Consider the following 16,591-nt stretch of genomic DNA (forward strand, 5'->3'; position numbering starts at 1 on the left):
CTCGAGCATGAACGCGACCCACGCCCCCACGCACGAGCGCATCCGGCTGCTCGGCACCCCTGTCGGCCGCATGGTCCGCGTTGCAGACTTCGGCGACGAGATCGACCCCCTGCAGCGAGAACAACTGCACGCCTACGGACTGTCCGCAGCGCATGCAGTGCGCGTACTGCAGCAGCACCCGATGACCGTGTTGCTATGCGAACACGTGGAACTGGCGATCGAACACGAGGTGGCACGCCATGTCTGGGTAGAGCTCGCCTGAACGGGTAAACCCGTAGCAAAACCCGAGACAATTGCTGCGCCATCCTCCATACTTGCCGGTATGGAAAAGACGCGCCCGAGCGGGGTGCGCCCACTCCATGCCTGCAAGCTTTGTCCGTAGATGGGAGAGGAAAGCATGTCGCAAAACGCATATGAAAAAGGTCTGGACAAGAACCGGGCCAACTATGTAGCACTGTCCCCGCTGAGCTTCATCGAGCGCTCCGCCATGGTGTACCCGACGCGCACCAGCGTCGTGCATGGCAGCCGCAGCTACACCTGGTCCGAAACCTACACGCGCTGCCGCCGCCTGGCCAGTGCGCTGGTCGCCCACGGCGTGAAGAAGGGCGACACCGTCGCCGTCATGCTGCCCAACGTGCCGCCCATGGTCGAAGCCCACTTCGGCGTACCGATGACCGGCGCCGTGCTCAACACCCTGAACACCCGGCTCGACGCGGAGGCGATTGCCTTCATGCTCCAGCACGGCGAAGCGAAGGTGCTGATCACGGACCCCGAGTTCGCCGGCGTAATCCGCGCCGCGCTCGAACTGCTCGAAGGCGACAAGCCGCTCGTCATCGACGCGCTCGACGACGAATACCCGGGCAAGGACTGCGTGGGCGGCATCGAGTACGAGGAATTCCTTGCCGGCGGTGACCCGAACTACGCCTGGCAGATGCCCGAGGACGAGTGGGACGCAATCTCGCTCAACTACACCTCCGGCACCACCGGCAACCCCAAGGGCGTGGTCTATCACCACCGCGGCGCCTACCTCAACGCTGCCTCCAACATCATCAGCTGGGGCATGCAGCCGCACGCCGTGTACCTGTGGACGCTGCCGATGTTCCACTGCAACGGCTGGTGCTTCCCCTGGACCATGGCGGCCAACGCCGGCGTCAATGTCTGCCTGCGCAAGGTCGACCCCGCCCTCATCTACGAGCTCATCCGTCGCCACAAGGTCACCAACATGTGCGGCGCGCCCATCGTCTACGGCATGCTCATCAACGCCCCCGACGGCCTGCGCGCGGGCATCGAGCACAGCGTCGCCGGCCTCATCGCCGGTGCCGCGCCCCCGGCCGCGATCATCGAAGGCGCCGAGCGCGTGGGCTTCGACATCACCCACGTCTATGGCCTCACCGAGACCTATGGCCCGGCCGCCGTGTGCGCCAAGCACCCCGAGTGGGATGCGCTGCCCATCGACCGCCGCGCCGAGCGCAACGGCCGCCAGGGAGTGCCCTATCACATGCAGCAGGCGATGACCGTGCTCGACCCGGTCACCATGGAGCAGGTACCCGCCGACGGCGAAACCATGGGCGAGATCATGTTCCGCGGCAACCTCGTCATGAAGGGCTACCTGAAGAACGAGAAGGCCACGCAGGAGTCCTTCGCCGGCGGCTGGTTCCACACCGGCGACCTGGCCGTGCTGCACCCGGACGGCTACGTGAAGATCAAGGACCGCTCCAAGGACGTGATCATCTCGGGCGGCGAGAACATCTCCTCGCTCGAGGTCGAGGATGTGCTCTACCGCCACCCGGCGGTGATGACCGCCGCCGTGGTCGCGCGCCCCGACGAAAAGTGGGGTGAAGTCCCGGCGGCCTACATCGAGGTCAAGGAAGGCGCCGGCGTAACCGCGGAGGACATCATCGCCCACTGCCGCGAGCATCTCGCCCGCTTCAAGGTGCCCAAGCACATCGAGTTCTGCGTCCTGCCCAAGACCTCCACGGGCAAGATCCAGAAATTCGCCCTGCGCGAACTCGCCAAGTCCGCTTCGGCCATCGAGTAAGCCGCCGGCAAAGCGGCGGATCGGGGGCAAACGCCAGATCCGCCCGCGGCCAAGGGGCTGGGCGGGTAGCAAAAGCTACCCGCCCAGCCCCTTCCTCATCAGTAACAGCACCGCCATGCCCAGGATGAAAGGCAACCAGGGGTTGCGCGAACGCAGGGCGAGCAGGATCACCACCACGCCGGCTGCGAGCTTGGGGTTAAGCGGATCAAACACGCCCTCATCGAGCAGCAGGTCGGGCATCACCAGTGCCGACAGCGCTGCCGCCGGCGCATAGCGCAGGGCGCGCTGCAAGGCCGGCGGCAGGCGACCCTTCTCTCCGGCGAGGATGAAGCTGCCGCGGGTCAGGACGGTGGTCGAGCCGATCGCAAGCAGGGTCAGCCACAGCCACAGGCCTTCACTCATCACGCCCTCGGTCATCGCGCAGCCCGCCCCGCCAGCACCCGTTCAGCGGCAAAGCCGGCGGCAATGCCGAGCGCGATGCCTGCGATCAAGCCCAGGCGCAGCGGCAAGTCACGCAGCAGCACCGCGCCCAGCCCGCCCACCAGCCCCGCCACCCACATCGGACGCTCGCGCAGCATCGGCACCATCATCACCATCAGCGCGATCGTGGTCATGAACTCCAGTGACCAGCCCTGCGGGATGACGCCTGCGCCCAGCACCCCGATCAGGGTGCTGCACTGCCACAGCATCCAGCAGTAGATGGAAGGGACAATGTAGTAACCCCAGCGCCAATTCGGATCTTGCGCGCGCCGCAGCTTGTCGGCACCGACCGCGAACATGCCGTCGACGAGCAGGTAGCTCGAAGCCAGCCGGCGCATGAAAGGATGGCCGTGGAAAGCCGGTGCCAGCGTGGCACTGAAGATGATGAAGCGCAGGTTGAGCACCAGCGCAGTAAGGAAGATCAGCCACAGCGGCGCACCGCTGCCGATCAGCGGCAGCGTGCCGAGTTGGGCGGTCCCGGCATACACGAGCAGATTCATGCCCATGGCCTCGAGCGGTGACAAGCCGATCGAGCGCATTGCAATGCCGGTGACCATCGCCCAGGGCACGAGTCCGACCGAAAGTGGCAGAAAGTCGCGCATGCCCTCGCGGGCGCCGCTACGGAAGGTGGTTTCCATGAGGGCTGACTGCAAAAGCGCTCTAGCATAGCAGGCGTCGTGCATCGGCGCCGCCGTGCGCGAAAGGGGTCACGAAAGGGGGTACGAAAGGGTCAGAAACCGATCGACTCGCCGGCGCCCGCAAGGGTCGCGATCCCCAGCCCGAGGAAGATCGCCGCTGCAATCCCATGCACCAGCTTCACCGGCATGCGCTGGGCGATTCGGTCGCCAAGCAGCACTGCCGGCACATTGGCGATCATCATGCCAAGCGTTGTGCCGATCACCACTGCAAGCATGGCCTGGTACTGCGCCGCCAGCGCCACCGTGGCCACCTGGGTCTTGTCGCCCATCTCGGCAAGGAAGAAGGCGATCAGCGTCGTTCCGAACACCCCGAAGCGCGGAAGCCGGGCGTCCTCTTCATCGAGCTTGTCGGGGATCAGGGTCCACACCGCCATCGCGAGAAAGGACAGGCCGAGCACCCAGCGCAGGGTGTGTGGCCCCATCAGCGTGGTCAGCCAGGTACCAACCGCGGCAGCGAAGGCATGGTTGGCGAGGGTCGCGACCAGAATGCCGAGCACGATCGGCCATGGTCTGCGAAACCGGGCGGCGAGGATGAAGGCGAGCAACTGCGTCTTGTCGCCGATTTCAGCGAGCGCGACGATGGCGGTGGAAACGAGAAAGGCGTCCATTACAGCGGATCCGGTGTTATGCGCAGCGGCCGAACGCCTGCGCCTCGACCCGAGCGCGGCATTCTAGCGGCCGCCGCGCTCCATCGCCATGCGATACACCAGCGGAATGGCGAAAAGGGTCAGGACCGTGGAAAAGCCCAGGCCCCACACGATGCTCGCCGCCACCGGGCCCCACATCAGCGACTTGCCCCCCAGCCCGATCGCAAGCGACAGCAGCCCACCAATGGTGGTGGTGGTGGTGATCAGGATCGGCACCACGCGCCGGCGCGCGGCGTAGATCGCTGCATGCTGCACGCTCATGCCCGCCGCACGACGCTCGTTGGCGGCGTCGATCAGCACGATCGCCGAATTCACCGCGATGCCGGTGAGCGCGATCACGCCGTACAGGGTGTACAGCGACAGCGGATTGCCCGACGCCAGCAGCCCGAGCACCACACCGGTGAAGGCCAGCGGCACCGTTACCAAGATGATCAAGGGTTGCCAGTAGCTGCGGAACTGTGTCGCAAGGATCAGGTAGATCAGGCCAATGCCGAGCATGAAGAGCTTGCCCATGGCGTCCAGGCTCTCCTCGATGTCCTCGAGTTCACCCGAGAAATCAAGCTCCACACCGGGGAACTCCGGCTGCATGCGCACCCACGCGGCCTTGAGCCGATCGTTGGCCTCCACGGTGTCGATCTGCGACCTGTCCAGATCGGCTTCAACGGTAATTGCGCGGGTGAGCTGATAGTGGCGGATGTAGCCCTTGGACAGGCGCAACTCATGATCCACCAGATCGCCCAACTGCACGCTGCGGCCATCGGCGAGCGGGACCACCCGCTGCAGCAACTCGGTGACGTCGTTGAGGTTTTCCGGACGGGCACGGACGACCACCTCGATCTTCTCTCCGCCCTCGCGGGTCGTGGCGACGATCTCACCCTCCCCGTACAGGCGCAGCAGGCGTGCGACCTCGGCCGGATTCACCCCTGCGCGGGCGAGCTTCTCGCGGTTCAGCAGCAGGCGCATCTCGCCACGGCCGGGCACGTCGTCATCCATGAGGTCCTTGACCCCGGGCAGAAGCGCAACCTCGGCAAGAAACGCGTCCGCGGCGGCGCGCAACTGCGGGTAGTCGTCAGATTTCATCTTCACCGAGATCGGCTTCGCGGTCGGCGGGCCGCCCTTCATCTCCATGAAGGAAAACTTCGCCTCACCCTCCAGCGCCTCGATCCGCGGACGCACCGCGGCGATGATCTCGCCGGTTTCGCGCATGTCGCCGTGGCGCGGCAGAAGGGCTACCAGCACCTGCCCGTACTGGTCGCCATAGACCGGCTCGGTGTCGGTGAACTTGAGGCCCGAATAGCTGGCGATCGACCGCAGCTCCGCCGGGTCGACCGCCTTCTGCAGCACGCGGGCGGCGCGCTCGGCCTCGGCCAGGGTCCGCTCGGGACGGACCCCGGCGGGCATGTCCACGCTGACATAGAAGAAGCGCATCGAATCGAAAGCGAAGAACTGCACCTTCACCAGGCCACCCGCCACCGCCGCACCGGCCCCCACCATGAGCAGCACGAGCACGGCCATGCCGATCCGGCGCCGGCGAAGCACTGCCACCAGCGCACGCGCGTACTTCACCCGCAGCCAGTGCGTGAAGCGCTCGCGCAATACCTGCGCACGGGTGCGCCGAGCAGAGGGCTGCAGGCCCAAGGCAAGAACGTGGGTGGGCAGGATCCAGAACGCCTCGGCCAGGCTCACCAGCAAGCCCACCGTGACCACGAAGGGCACGACGAACATGAAGCTGCCGAGGATGCCGGGCAGCAGCATCAACGGCAGGAATGCAGCAATCGTGGTGAGCACCGAGGCGATCACCGGCAGCCCCACCTCACGCACCCCGCCCACCACCGCCTCCTGCGGCGCCTCGCCACGCTGCAGGCGGTAGTAGATGGCTTCCACGATCACCACCGCGTCGTCCACCAGCATGCCGAGCGCGATCACCACCCCGAGCAGAACGGTGAGGTTGAGGGTCGAACCGATCAGATCGACGCCGATGAAGGTGCCCGCAAGCGAAAACGGCACCCCCAGCCCCACGAGCAGCGCCAGGCGCGAGCCGAGGAAGATCCAGCACATCAGCAGCACCGCACCGAGGCCGAAGAGTGCGTTCGACTCCATCACGCCGATCGCGCTACGGGTCGCGTGGGTCTGATCATCGATCAGGGTCAGCTGTACCCCCTGGCCGGCGAGCAAGGGATTGCGCGCGCCAGCGAAAGCCTGCAGGCGCTCCACCAGCTCCAAGGTGTTGGCGTCGGGTTGCTTGGTGACGGACAGCATCACCGCGGGCTGGCCGTTGTAGATGACCAACTGGCTCGCGCGCTCCTGGCCGCGTGCAACGCTTGCGATCTCGTCCAGCGCCACACGGCCTCCTGGCGTGATGACGGCTGCACCTGCCAGGGTTTCCGGATCAGGCGTCTTGCCCTCCATGCGCACCAGCCACTCGCGGTCCTGCACGCGCACGCGACCGCCGAGCGTATTGCGGAACCACGCAGCCACCGCATCGGACACCTGCACCGGCGACAGGCCGGCTGCGGCCACCCGCGCCGGATCGAAATCGACCTGCAGCTGCGGCTCCTCGAAGCCGGCGGTGATCACCTGGTCCACCCCCTCCAGCGCCTCGAGCTCCTTCTTCATCACGAAGCCGGCGCGCCGCAGGCGTTCACCGCCAGCGCCATGCAGCACCATGATCGCCGTCGGAAAACCATTCGAACTGGTGATCTCCATGACCACCGGGTCGGTAGCGTCCGGCGGCAGCTCGGCCGACGCCTTGTTCTGGATCTCACGCCGCAGGTCATTGACGCGCTTGTCGAAGCGGCGCTCGGACAGCTCCTCGAAGCGCACCAGGATGGACGACACCCCCTCGCGGCTCGAAGAGGATGCGAAGCGCACATCCTTGACCTGCTTGATCGCATCCTCGAGCGGGCCGGTGAGCTCACGCTCCACATCCTCCGCCGAGGCGCCCGGCAGCGCGGTGATGATGCTGACCCAGTTGAAGTTGATCTCCGGATCCTGCGCCCTCGGCATGGCCAGATAGCTGAGCAACCCGCCGAGCAGCACCATCACGAAGGCGATGTTGGCCAGCGGATGATTGTCGATCAGCTTGCGGTAGAAGGCGCTCACTGCGCGCCTCCGGACGCACCAGCGCCAGCAGTCTGCGCATCCAGCCCGAGCGCGAAGCGCCCTTCATCGACGATCAGCGTGTCGCCCGCCCAGTCGACCGCCACGGCACGTCCCGCCTGTGCCTGCGGCAGCACCCTGAACACCGGCACCCCGTCCTGCATCACCCAGGCCCCCAGCGCACCCTTGCGCTCCTGCACGAAGCCCGCCGGCAGATGCGGCGTACCGCTGCGCCAGCGCAACTCCCCACCCAATCCGGGCGACAGTTCCGCATCGCCGCGGAAGATCGCCTCGCGGGTCTGGCCAGCCACATCCAGCAGCGGCGATATGCGCTGCAACTGCAGGGCGTGCTCGCGCCCGCCCGCCGCCAGCGTCCATTCCGGGGCGGCGCGCAGGCTGTCGATGTGCATGGAGGGCACTTGCGCGCGCACCTCGGCATCGCCCGTCGCGGCGAACACCAGCAGAGGCGCACCCACCGCCGCCAGCTCGCCCACGGCCACCCGGCGCTCGCGCACCACCCCATCGAAAGGCGCGACGATGCGCGTGCGCGCCAAGGCGAGCTCGGCCGCCGCCCGGGCGGCGAGCGCCGCGTCGCGCTCGCGCTCGAGCACGCCCAGCTCGGTTTCGCGGATGCGTAACCCGTCGGCGCTGATGAAGTCGCGCTGCGCCAGCGCACGCGCCTGGTCGAGCTGGGCGCGCGCGAGGCTGATCCGGCTGTCGATCAGGGCCAGTTGGGCACGCACACGGTCAAGCTCGATACGGTAGGCAGCGTCGTCCAGTTGCACCAGCAGCTTGCCGCGCGCGATCGCCTCCCCCTCGCGCACCGGCATGTCGACGACACGCGCGGCAACTTCCGCGGCGATGCGCGCTTCCTCCCGGGCGACCACCTGCGCCGGAGCGCGGAACTCCGGGTAACTCGCCAGCTCAGCCAGGGGCCGGGCATCAAGCGAACCCACGCCGGATTCGTCCGCGGCATGGACCGTTACGGCAAGGAGTAGCAGGAAAGGCGCAACGAGGCGGGAAGCAATGAAGCAGGGGGCGGTCAGGCGATTCACAATGCGTCGGTCCGGTTCTTGTCGTTGGAGAGGCGGGCGCCTCGACCGCGCAGCAGGGCGGATCAGCCCTCGTCGATGACGCGGAAGCTCAGCGTAGGGGCGGTAAAATCGTCCGGGGTCGCCCCCACTCCGATCTCGCCCTCGCCATAGAGGGTGCAGCTGTCGCGGCGCAGCACCACGGGGGCGCAGGTGCCGGCGAACCGTACCCAGCTGCCGTTGCTGCTGAAGTCGGTAAGCAGGCACTGGCCGGCCGCCCATTCGATGCGCGCATGACGGCGCGACACGCGCGGATCGTCGATCGAGAAACCAGCGCCGTCTCCGCGCCCGATGATCAGGGGCGCTTCGTCGTCGTGCAGTTCGATGTGCTGATCGAGCCGTGCCAGGTCAACACGGCGCATCGGCCGCCCCGCATCGATCAGCCCCTGAAAGCCGAGCAGCGCGGTCAAGGTCGTTTCGGCAGTGCGCGAGAAATCGACGCGCCAGACCCGCACTGGCTCGGCCTTGCCCTTGATGGTAATGCGGTCGAGGCTGTGACAGGCCAAGCGAACGGGGTCCGGCAAGCAGGAGAAAACGGACTCGCTGATCAGCGTCTCCCCCGCCTCGGCACGGTCGCTGAGGCGGGCGGCCACGTTCACCGCGTCGCCGTAGCAGTCACCGTCGTGTTCCACGATGGCGCCCCGGTCGATGCCCGTCTTCACGCCCAGCGGGCCGCGCTGCAACTCGACCGCCGTCAGCTCGCGCAGGACTTCCTGCATGCGCGCGCCGGCCTGTACCGCCGCGACCGGGTCGTCAAACAGCACCAGTACCCCGTCACCGAGATACTTGACCACCTGACCGCCAGCACAGGCGAGATGACGGCCGAGCACATGCGTGCAACGCGTGACGATCTGTGTCGCCGCGACATTGCCTGCAGATTCAAACAGTCCGGTGCTTCCCGTAAGATCGGCGAACACCACGGTCCTGACCGATTGTTCCACGCGCCTCCCCGTTTATTTTCGTTGTGGTACGCAGCGACGCCAAGCCACGAATCGACCACAGACCGCTGCCGTACCAGCCGCGATGCTAGCACTAAGGCTTGATCACGTCATCGGTCGCGCAAGTCGCGCGGCATGAAAAATGCTTGGAAAGGCTTTGCGGGCAGCAAAAACGAGAAACGACCCGCCCGTCGTGGCACCGCGGCCCGCGGGCGGATCAGGCGGGAAGAATGGCGCGCAAGGCCTCGGCGAGCAACGGCGCAACCTGGACCGCATTGCTCGGGTGCACGATGCAATCGGTGCTCCAGATCTCGCCAACCCCAGCGTTGTGAATGGCCTCGAGCGCGCCTTGCGCAAAGAGCGCATGCGTGACCGCCACGTCGACCGAGCGTGCACCGGCCTCGCGCAGCAGGACCGCAGCGCGGGCAAGCGTCTGACCCGAGCTCGCCACGTCATCGAGCAGGATCACGGCACGCCCTGCTACCTCGGCGCCCGCGGGCAGCGCAATCACAACATCATGGTCGCCACGGCGAATCTTGCTGCACACGATACTGTCAAGACCATGCCGTCCGGCTGCGGTCTCGATCCACTGGCGCGATTCGGCGTCAGGACCGACGAGCAGCGGGCGCTCCCGACGCTGCACGGCGATGTCCGCAAGCAGGCCGGCACCCGAAAGCGCGATCGCGTGTGGGACGGGGATCGCCTCGGTCAGGGTATCGACGCGGTGCAGGTGCGGGTCGACGGTAATCACCGCATCGAAAAGCCCGGCCAGGAATTCACCCACGATGCGCTGGCTGACCACCTCGCCCGGACGGAAGGCCTTGTCCTGGCGCATGTAGGCCAGATAGGGCGCGACCAGGCTGATGTGCTCGGCACCCAGCTTCCCGGCACTGCGCGCGACCAGCAGCAACTCCAGCAGCTTCTCGTTGGGGCGGTGCAGGCTGCGAAAGAGCACGACATGCTGCGGCAGCGACGGAGGCAGCCTCAACCGCAACTCGTCATCCGGAAAGCGGTGGCGTTCGATCAGTGCTGCGTCCAGGCCGGCGGCGCGCGCCAGCCGGGCGGCTTCATCCGTCTCGTCCTCGAAATGCAGCAGGAGGGGCGTGTTGTTCTTCATCGGTAAAAGCCTACCCGGGTCCCTCCCGCGCCGAAAGTTGATCCGGGCCTCGTCTGCGAAGGAATTCACACCCGCGCGACTGGGGGCTCAGAACTCCACGAACAGATGCGGCACTTCCTCCGCGCCACCGATCGCATAGCCGCTGGCGCGAGCGCTCGCCTGGCGGGCAAAGTCGAGGTCGGACGGGTAATCGGCATGGACCCTGTAGAGTGCCTCCCCCTTCTGCACCGGATCTCCGAGCTTCTTCAGCAGATCCACGCCCGAAGCGAGCATCTTGGGCGCGCCTGCCAGACGGGCAATGCGCGCGAGCTGCAGGTTGTCGATGCCGGTGATCACCCCATCCGCCTCGGCCAGCACGTCGAATGCGAGGCGGGCGAGTTGCGGCGCGTTGTGATCGAAGGCCTTGCCGCCCTGCGCGCGGACGATGGCGTCCATCCTCGCCAGCGCGCGCCCCGAGTCCAGAATGTCGCGCGCAATGGCGAAGCCGTCCCCCCCACGCACGTCCGGATCGAACTCCAGCATGCGCCCCGCGAGGCGCAGCGCCTTCTGGCGCAGATCGTTGGGCGCGCGCGGATCGTTCTCCAGCACCTGCATCACGTCGCGCGCCTCGAGCACCGGGCCGATACCGTTGCCGATCGGCTGGCGGCCGTCGGTGATCACCACGTCGATGGTCAGGCCCATGCGCGTGGCGACAAACTCGAACAGCTTGCGCAGCTTCTGCGCCTCCGGCATCGAGCGCACCTTCGCGCTTGGTCCCACCGGAATGTCGAGCACCAGATGGGTCGATCCGGCGGCTACCTTCTTGGACAGGATGGAAGCGACCATCTGCCCGGGCGAATCGATCGACAGCGGGCGCTCGACCGAGATCAGCACGTCGTCGGCCGGCGAGAGCTTGGCCGTGCCGCCCCAGGCGAGGCAGCCGCGGTGCTCGCGCACGATCTCGTTCAGGCGCTCCACCGGCAGTTCGACCTGCGCCAGCACCTCCATGGTGTCGGCCGTGCCCGCCGGCGAGGTGATCGCGCGCGAGGAGGTCTTCGGGCACAGCATGCCGTGCGCGGCGACGATCGGCACCACCAGCATCGAGGTCCGGTTGCCCGGGATGCCACCGATGCAGTGCTTGTCCACCACCGGCCGCTCCTGCCAGTCGATGCGGTGCCCCACCGCCGCCATCGCCTCGGTGAGGAAATACACCTCCTCGCGGTCGAGTTCGCCCTGGTTGGTCGCGACCACGAAGGCGGTGAGCTCGATCTTCGAATAACGATGTTCGGCGATGTCACGCACGATCGCACGGAAGTCATCCCGCGCGAGCCGCTCACCGGCGATCTTGCGGTGCAGCGCAGGGATGGAGGTCGGCGGCTCGGCCTGCGCAATCATCGCCGGGTGCCCATTCTCGACCCCCATCTGCGCAAAGGCGTCGATCGACAGCCCGACCTCATGGCAGCGCACGATGCGCGGATCGTCCACCACATTGAGCGTGGCGAGGACACGCCGGCCATTGGCGCGCACCTCGACCTTGGACAGTGCCTGGAAACCTTCAGCGCGGTAGATCTCGCAGTCCCGGTGCAGGTAGGCGACGTTTTCGCGGTAGGTATCCACTGCCACGCGGCGCAGCCTGAGCGGGAAGGCATCCCCCTCTTGCGGCGGCGGCAGGGCGGGATGGTCGTCATTCTGTGCATTCATGGTGCAAGACTACACCCTGGCTCCACACCCATGAAGCCGCTCGCAGGCACGGATGCGTCACATGACACAGGGACACCCACGTCACGGACAGACACACCGGGACCGCCAGCATTACGCCTGGCGAAACCCCTGCGCAAAGCTTAACGAACGTCAACATGGTCAAGCCCGATCGACCATAAAATGAGTACAAATTCACACACCAGCACAACGGAGGGCGACATGACGAACCGAAACATCTCTTTCATCGTCAAGGACCAGAACCCCTTGATGCTGCGTCCGACGGATACCGTCCAGAGCGCGTGCCAGGCAATGTGCGAGCGCAGCGTGGGCGCGGTACTGGTAACGGACACCAGGGCCCACCTGAAGGGCATCTTCACCGGCCGCGATGCGGTGCAGGTGATCGCCAATGGCGGCGACCCGGCGACGGTTCATCTGTCCGAAGTCATGACCCGCGACCCCGACACCATCGAACCCGACCGCAAGGCGATCGACGCGCTGCACAGGATGTGCGACGGCGGCTACCGGCACTTGCCGGTGACGGTCGACGGCAAGGTGGTCGGCATCATTTCGCGCAGCGACTTCAAGGGCCTCGAGCTCGACCAGTTCGAGGACGAGCAGAGCCTGTGGGAACGCATCTGCTGACCCCCACTCGACCCGGCGCGCCCGGTCCAGAAGCTCAGTCGACCCGAAACCGGAGCGTGCCGATCATGCGGTCGTCCGCAGTGAGCACGCGCACTTGCCAGCGCCCGCGCGGATCATCCGGAAAGTTGCGCTTGTACGTCCACGCGCGGTAGCCGTCGGTTCGTCCGCCGGTCACATCCAGTTCGATGCGGTCGACCTCGCGCCCTTCGTGCAGCCAGACATGACTCACCCGCTCCGTGAGCCCCAGCGGCGCGCGGATTGCAGTGTAGGCGTAGAGGCCTGCCTCGCGCAGGTGCGCGGCATCCAGCGCCCGCAGGCTCTGCGCTGGCGCCCGTTGCTCGACATCCATGGCCGTGCTGACCGCCACCTGGGTCAGCCGCAGGGTGGCAGGCGGCACCCACAGGCGCGCCAGCCATCCGGCGAGGCCTAGGGCCACCAGCAAGGCCAGCACCAGCAGTCCGCGCCACCAGCGTGGCATGGTGACCGCGCCCGCCAAGGTCGGAAACGACAGCACCACGGCAACCGCGAGCGCTGCCTGATAGCTCGCCATCGCCGGGACCTGCAGCACCAGCGGCAACACCACCAGCAGCAGCGCGAACAGGGTCAGCGTGTGATAGCTCAGGAAAAGCCAGCGTCGCTTCGCCAGGCGCCCGTAGTACAGCGGATCGATGATCGCTACCAGCGCCATCACCCCAAGCGCGGCGGTGAACATCGCCTGACCGCTGTTCCAGGAGGTACTGGCGACGAAGAAAGGCAGCGCAAAGAACAGGCTCTCCTGGTGCGTGAACTGCGTCAGGTAGCGCACCAGCGCGGCGGGCACACCGAAGCCGAAGCGCCGTTTCAGCGCGCGATCGAGCACGCGCTCCAATACCAGCAGCAACCAACCCGCCAGCATCGCTACCGCCATCACCCTCGCCACGCCTTCATGACGTTCGACGAGAAGGAAGCTGAGCACACCGGAAACGAAGCCGAAGCTCGCCACCAGCCAGGGGTGGCGGCGCAGCCACACCATCAGACGCAGTCCGCGCCATTTCAGTCGCTTGAGCCGGCTGCCGCGCCCAGCCGGCGCCGCCGATACGGGCAGCGCGGGCTCCGCATCCGGGGGCAACCCAGCCCGTGGCTCGACGGGGCCGGCGCTCACTGCATCAGGTCGCGCAGATCGGCGACCGGCGAACGGCCGAAATCCGCGTCGAGCATGAAATCCACCAGATGCATCGCACACGCCTCGGGGGCCACCAGGCTGCCGCTGCGCTTCAGGTCGACGAAGCGCTCCCGCATGGGAAAGCGCTCGGGGGCGATCGCACGGATCTCGCCCTGCATGTCGGTGTCGATGACGCCCGGCGCCAGCGCGCAGATGCGCAGCCCGGGCGTGGCATCCATCTGGACCGCACGCGCATGTTGGTCAAGTGCCGCCTTGGTGGCGCAATACACGCTCCAGCCCGCATAGGCGGCGCGCGCTGCGCCGCTCGACACGTGCAGCACGCGCCGCTCCCGAATCCCGTCCGCCTGTGCGAAAGCCGCCGCCAGCATCAGCGGCGCCGCCACGTTTATCGCCACGGCGTGCGCCACCGCTGCCGGGTCCTGCAGCGGCAAAGGCCCCATCGGCTGCAGGGTGCCGGCATTGTTTATCAGCAGCGCTTCATCTGCATCACCCAGCCAATCGGCGAGCCCTCCCGCCGCAAGCCAGGCTGCGAGGGCTTCGGTATCGGCCAGATCAAGCGCCACCTCGGCGAGCTGCCCGCCGTGCGCCACCGCCAGGGCAGCATTCCCCTGCCGCGCCAGCCCAAGCACTGGAACGCCGCGTTCGAGCAGTTCCGCCGCAATCGCCGCACCCAACCCGCGGCTGTGTCCACTCACGATTGCCCGGATGCCCGTCATCGTGCGTCCCCGCTCACGCAGCCGGCTTGCGCGCGACCAGGCCTACCAAGGCCGAATGCCCCTTGTGGCCCACCCCTTCATCGAGCACGTCCTCGTATTCCTGCAGATGCAGGATCTCGAGCGCGCCGAAGGCTTCGCGCAGCATGTCCGCGGTGTACAGATGGTCGACCGCCGACGGCCCGCCGGTACGGAACTCGAGTTGCTTCGGCGTATAGCCCTGCAGGATCAGATGGCCGCCCGGCTTGAGCGCGCGAACCATGCCCGCAAAGATGCTCGCGCGCTGCGCCGGCGTGGCGAACTGGATGAAGATCGCCACCACGAAATCAAACGCGGCCTCCGGATACGCCCAAGCAACCGCATCCGCAAGCACGAAATCGACCTCGACGTGACGGCCAGCCGCGAGCTTGCGCGCCTTCTCCAGCGCCACCGGCGAGATCTCGGTCGCCGTCACCTGCAGGCCCTGCTCGGCCAGCCACACCGCATTGCGCCCCTCGCCATCGGCCACCGAAAGCGCATTGGCGCCGGAAGCCAGCAAGGCCGATTGCGCTGCCAGAAAACGGTTTGGGGTGGTGCCGAATACATAGTCCTCGCCCGCGTCGCGAAAGCGCGAAGACCACATGCGTTCCTGTTCGTGTGCGTTCATCGTTTCTCCTGAAATCGTGCGGCGACATCGCGCCCGTGCGCATCGCCGCCCCCCCCGTGGCTCGCGGACGCAGCCGCCCGCTACCAGGGCGGGCGCTCGCCCGCGCCCGGATGCATCCGCACGGTCAACACGGAATGCTCAAACCAGCCAGCGGCCGAGTGTCGCCATCGCGATGGTCAGCAGGCCCAGGGTCAGGTTGGTCCCGACAAGCTGACGGATGCGCCCGAGCGCCGCGCCGCCCGATTTCCATTCCTCCGTTGCGACGGCCTGCTTCAGGCCTGCATACGGAACGAAGAAGACGAAGGCGTAGATGGCGATCATCACCAGGCCCATCAGGAGCATCAGGTGCTGGTAGAGCGGTGCCGCAGCAAAACCATAGCCCAGGATCAATGCGAGCCCGCTCGCGAGCACGGCCACGACCGACACCCACACCCAGACAAAGAAGCGCGCAAGCACCCCGCGCCACAGCCGCAGGCGCGGCGGCGGCTCGAGCTGGCTGGCTGCCTCCGGACGCAGGCAGACATAGGCAAAGAACATGCCGCCCACCCAGACGACGACGCCGGTCACGTGCAGGAGGAGCAGAAAGGAATCAAGAGCCATGGCGCCACCTCAAAAGGTATCGAAAGCGTCCTGATTGTGCCGCAAAAGAGGCCCCGCGCGGCAAGCGCCGCGATCGGCCCTGCTATCGGCCCTGCCAGCGCGCCGGACGCCGCTCGCAGAAGGCGCGCACACCCTCGCCGAAGTCCGCAGTTGCCGACATGGCGAGAAAGCTCGCCTTCTCCGCATCAAGCGCACCCGCGAAGTCGCTGTTCAGCCCCGACCGCAGCAATCGCTTGATCCCGGCCTGCGCTGCCGCCGGCCCGTCTGCGAGGCGGCGCGCCATGGCGAGCCCGCTGTCCTGCAGCTGCGCCACCGGCACGACCTCGGCCACCAGGCCGATATCCTTCGCCTGTGCGGCATCGATCTGCGGATTGAGCAACGCGATCGCCAGCGCGCGCTGCAGCCCCACTCGGCGCGAGAGATGCCAGCTCGCCCCGCCGTCCGGCGTGGTGCCGATCGCGCTGTAGGCAAACACGAAGCGCGCATCGTCGGCCGCAACCAGAATGTCGCAGGCGATCGCCAGCGACATGCCGAAACCCGCCGCCGAGCCGGCCACCAGGCCGATGACCGGGCACGGCAGTCTCGTGAGGCCCGCAACCGCCTCGTGCACCGCATCGATCAGGCACCCGATCTCCTCGGCGCATTCCTGCTGCGAGTCCTGCAGCAGGGCATCGAAACGGCGCACATCGCCACCGACCATGAAATGTGCGCCGCTGCTGCGCAGCACGACCGCCCGTGGCGGCTCCGCTTGCAAGGCGCGCACGGCATCGCGCAAGGCGAGCCCCATCGCGAGATCGAGGCTGTTGCGCGAGGCCGGACGGTCAAGGGTGATGAAGGCAATCCCGCCCTCACGCTCGAGGCGCACGGATGAATCGGCAGCGGTGGAATCAGACATCGGCATAATCTCCTTGAGTACATTCTTTGCGTATGCGGACGAGGATACGCGATGCGCCATCGCCGGGCACCCCCCCCCCGCCACACCCCTCGCCCACCCCCTGACCCGACACGCCCCGGCCCGCACGCCCGCGCCCGCACAGACA

16 protein-coding genes are annotated in these 16,591 nt (G+C 67.1%); 3 read left to right on the forward strand and 13 right to left on the reverse strand.

Features of this window, described 5'->3' with window-relative positions; all coding sequences use genetic code 11:
- Positions 1–7: 7 nt before the first annotated feature.
- Positions 8–262: a ferrous iron transport protein A gene (locus tag ACNKW1_RS06315; RefSeq protein ID WP_418363728.1), complete on the forward strand. Its 255-nt coding sequence runs from the start codon at positions 8–10 to the stop codon at positions 260–262.
- 135 nt (positions 263–397) lie between these two features.
- On the forward strand, positions 398–2,038 hold the full coding sequence (locus ACNKW1_RS06320) for an acyl-CoA synthetase (RefSeq protein WP_418363729.1): 1,641 nt from the start codon (positions 398–400) through the stop codon (positions 2,036–2,038).
- Between the two features lie 75 nt (positions 2,039–2,113).
- Here ACNKW1_RS06320 and ACNKW1_RS06325 read toward each other — a convergent pair whose 3' ends face one another.
- The 8 genes from ACNKW1_RS06325 to ACNKW1_RS06360 form a co-directional block, all read right to left on the reverse strand.
- Positions 2,114–2,440, reverse strand: a complete 327-nt coding sequence (locus ACNKW1_RS06325; RefSeq protein ID WP_418363730.1) for an AzlD domain-containing protein — start codon at positions 2,438–2,440, stop codon at positions 2,114–2,116.
- 11 nt (positions 2,441–2,451) lie between these two features.
- On the reverse strand, positions 2,452–3,156 hold the full coding sequence (locus ACNKW1_RS06330; RefSeq protein ID WP_418363731.1) for an AzlC family ABC transporter permease: 705 nt from the start codon (positions 3,154–3,156) through the stop codon (positions 2,452–2,454).
- Positions 3,157–3,248: 92 nt separating this feature from the next.
- Positions 3,249–3,824 (reverse strand): TMEM165/GDT1 family protein, encoded by a 576-nt coding sequence (locus ACNKW1_RS06335; protein ID WP_418363732.1) that lies wholly within the window; start codon positions 3,822–3,824, stop codon positions 3,249–3,251.
- A 63-nt stretch (positions 3,825–3,887) separates the two neighbouring features.
- Positions 3,888–6,965, reverse strand: a complete 3,078-nt coding sequence (locus ACNKW1_RS06340) for an efflux RND transporter permease subunit (RefSeq protein ID WP_418363733.1) — start codon at positions 6,963–6,965, stop codon at positions 3,888–3,890.
- Positions 6,962–8,017 (reverse strand): efflux RND transporter periplasmic adaptor subunit, encoded by a 1,056-nt coding sequence (locus tag ACNKW1_RS06345; RefSeq protein WP_418363734.1) that lies wholly within the window; start codon positions 8,015–8,017, stop codon positions 6,962–6,964. Before ACNKW1_RS06345 ends, ACNKW1_RS06340 begins: the two co-directional genes overlap by 4 nt.
- 62 nt (positions 8,018–8,079) lie before the next feature.
- Positions 8,080–8,994, reverse strand: coding sequence for an adenylate/guanylate cyclase domain-containing protein (locus tag ACNKW1_RS06350; protein ID WP_418363735.1), 915 nt, complete (start codon positions 8,992–8,994; stop codon positions 8,080–8,082).
- Positions 8,995–9,208: 214 nt separating this feature from the next.
- Positions 9,209–10,108, reverse strand: coding sequence for a ribose-phosphate diphosphokinase (locus tag ACNKW1_RS06355; RefSeq protein ID WP_418363736.1), 900 nt, complete (start codon positions 10,106–10,108; stop codon positions 9,209–9,211).
- An 87-nt stretch (positions 10,109–10,195) separates the two neighbouring features.
- A complete protein-coding gene (locus ACNKW1_RS06360) occupies positions 10,196–11,788 on the reverse strand; it encodes a thymidine phosphorylase family protein (RefSeq protein ID WP_418363737.1) in 1,593 nt (530 codons plus the stop codon).
- Positions 11,789–12,007: 219 nt separating this feature from the next.
- On the opposite strand from ACNKW1_RS06360, the gene ACNKW1_RS06365 reads away from it, so the two are divergent.
- The gene (locus ACNKW1_RS06365; RefSeq protein WP_418363738.1) at positions 12,008–12,430 is read left to right on the forward strand and encodes a cyclic nucleotide-binding/CBS domain-containing protein; all 423 of its coding nucleotides are present in this window, start codon (positions 12,008–12,010) and stop codon (positions 12,428–12,430) included.
- 34 nt (positions 12,431–12,464) lie between these two features.
- Here ACNKW1_RS06365 and ACNKW1_RS06370 read toward each other — a convergent pair whose 3' ends face one another.
- From ACNKW1_RS06370 to ACNKW1_RS06390, 5 genes are all read right to left on the reverse strand, one after another.
- Complete coding sequence (locus ACNKW1_RS06370) at positions 12,465–13,571, reverse strand: DUF5924 family protein (RefSeq protein WP_418363739.1); 1,107 nt, start codon at positions 13,569–13,571, stop codon at positions 12,465–12,467.
- Positions 13,568–14,308, reverse strand: a complete 741-nt coding sequence (locus ACNKW1_RS06375) for an SDR family oxidoreductase (RefSeq protein WP_418363740.1) — start codon at positions 14,306–14,308, stop codon at positions 13,568–13,570. Before ACNKW1_RS06375 ends, ACNKW1_RS06370 begins: the two co-directional genes overlap by 4 nt.
- Positions 14,309–14,321: 13 nt before the next feature.
- On the reverse strand, positions 14,322–14,951 hold the full coding sequence (locus tag ACNKW1_RS06380; protein WP_418363741.1) for a class I SAM-dependent methyltransferase: 630 nt from the start codon (positions 14,949–14,951) through the stop codon (positions 14,322–14,324).
- 138 nt (positions 14,952–15,089) lie between these two features.
- The gene (locus ACNKW1_RS06385; RefSeq protein ID WP_418363742.1) at positions 15,090–15,551 is read right to left on the reverse strand and encodes a CopD family protein; all 462 of its coding nucleotides are present in this window, start codon (positions 15,549–15,551) and stop codon (positions 15,090–15,092) included.
- A gap of 82 nt (positions 15,552–15,633) precedes the next feature.
- Positions 15,634–16,446, reverse strand: a complete 813-nt coding sequence (locus tag ACNKW1_RS06390; protein WP_418363743.1) for an enoyl-CoA hydratase/isomerase family protein — start codon at positions 16,444–16,446, stop codon at positions 15,634–15,636.
- Between the last annotated feature and the right edge of the window lie 145 nt (positions 16,447–16,591).

Origin of the sequence: Thauera sp. WH-2 (assembly GCF_048321015.1) — a bacterium.
In the GTDB taxonomy this organism is placed as follows: domain Bacteria; phylum Pseudomonadota; class Gammaproteobacteria; order Burkholderiales; family Rhodocyclaceae; genus Thauera.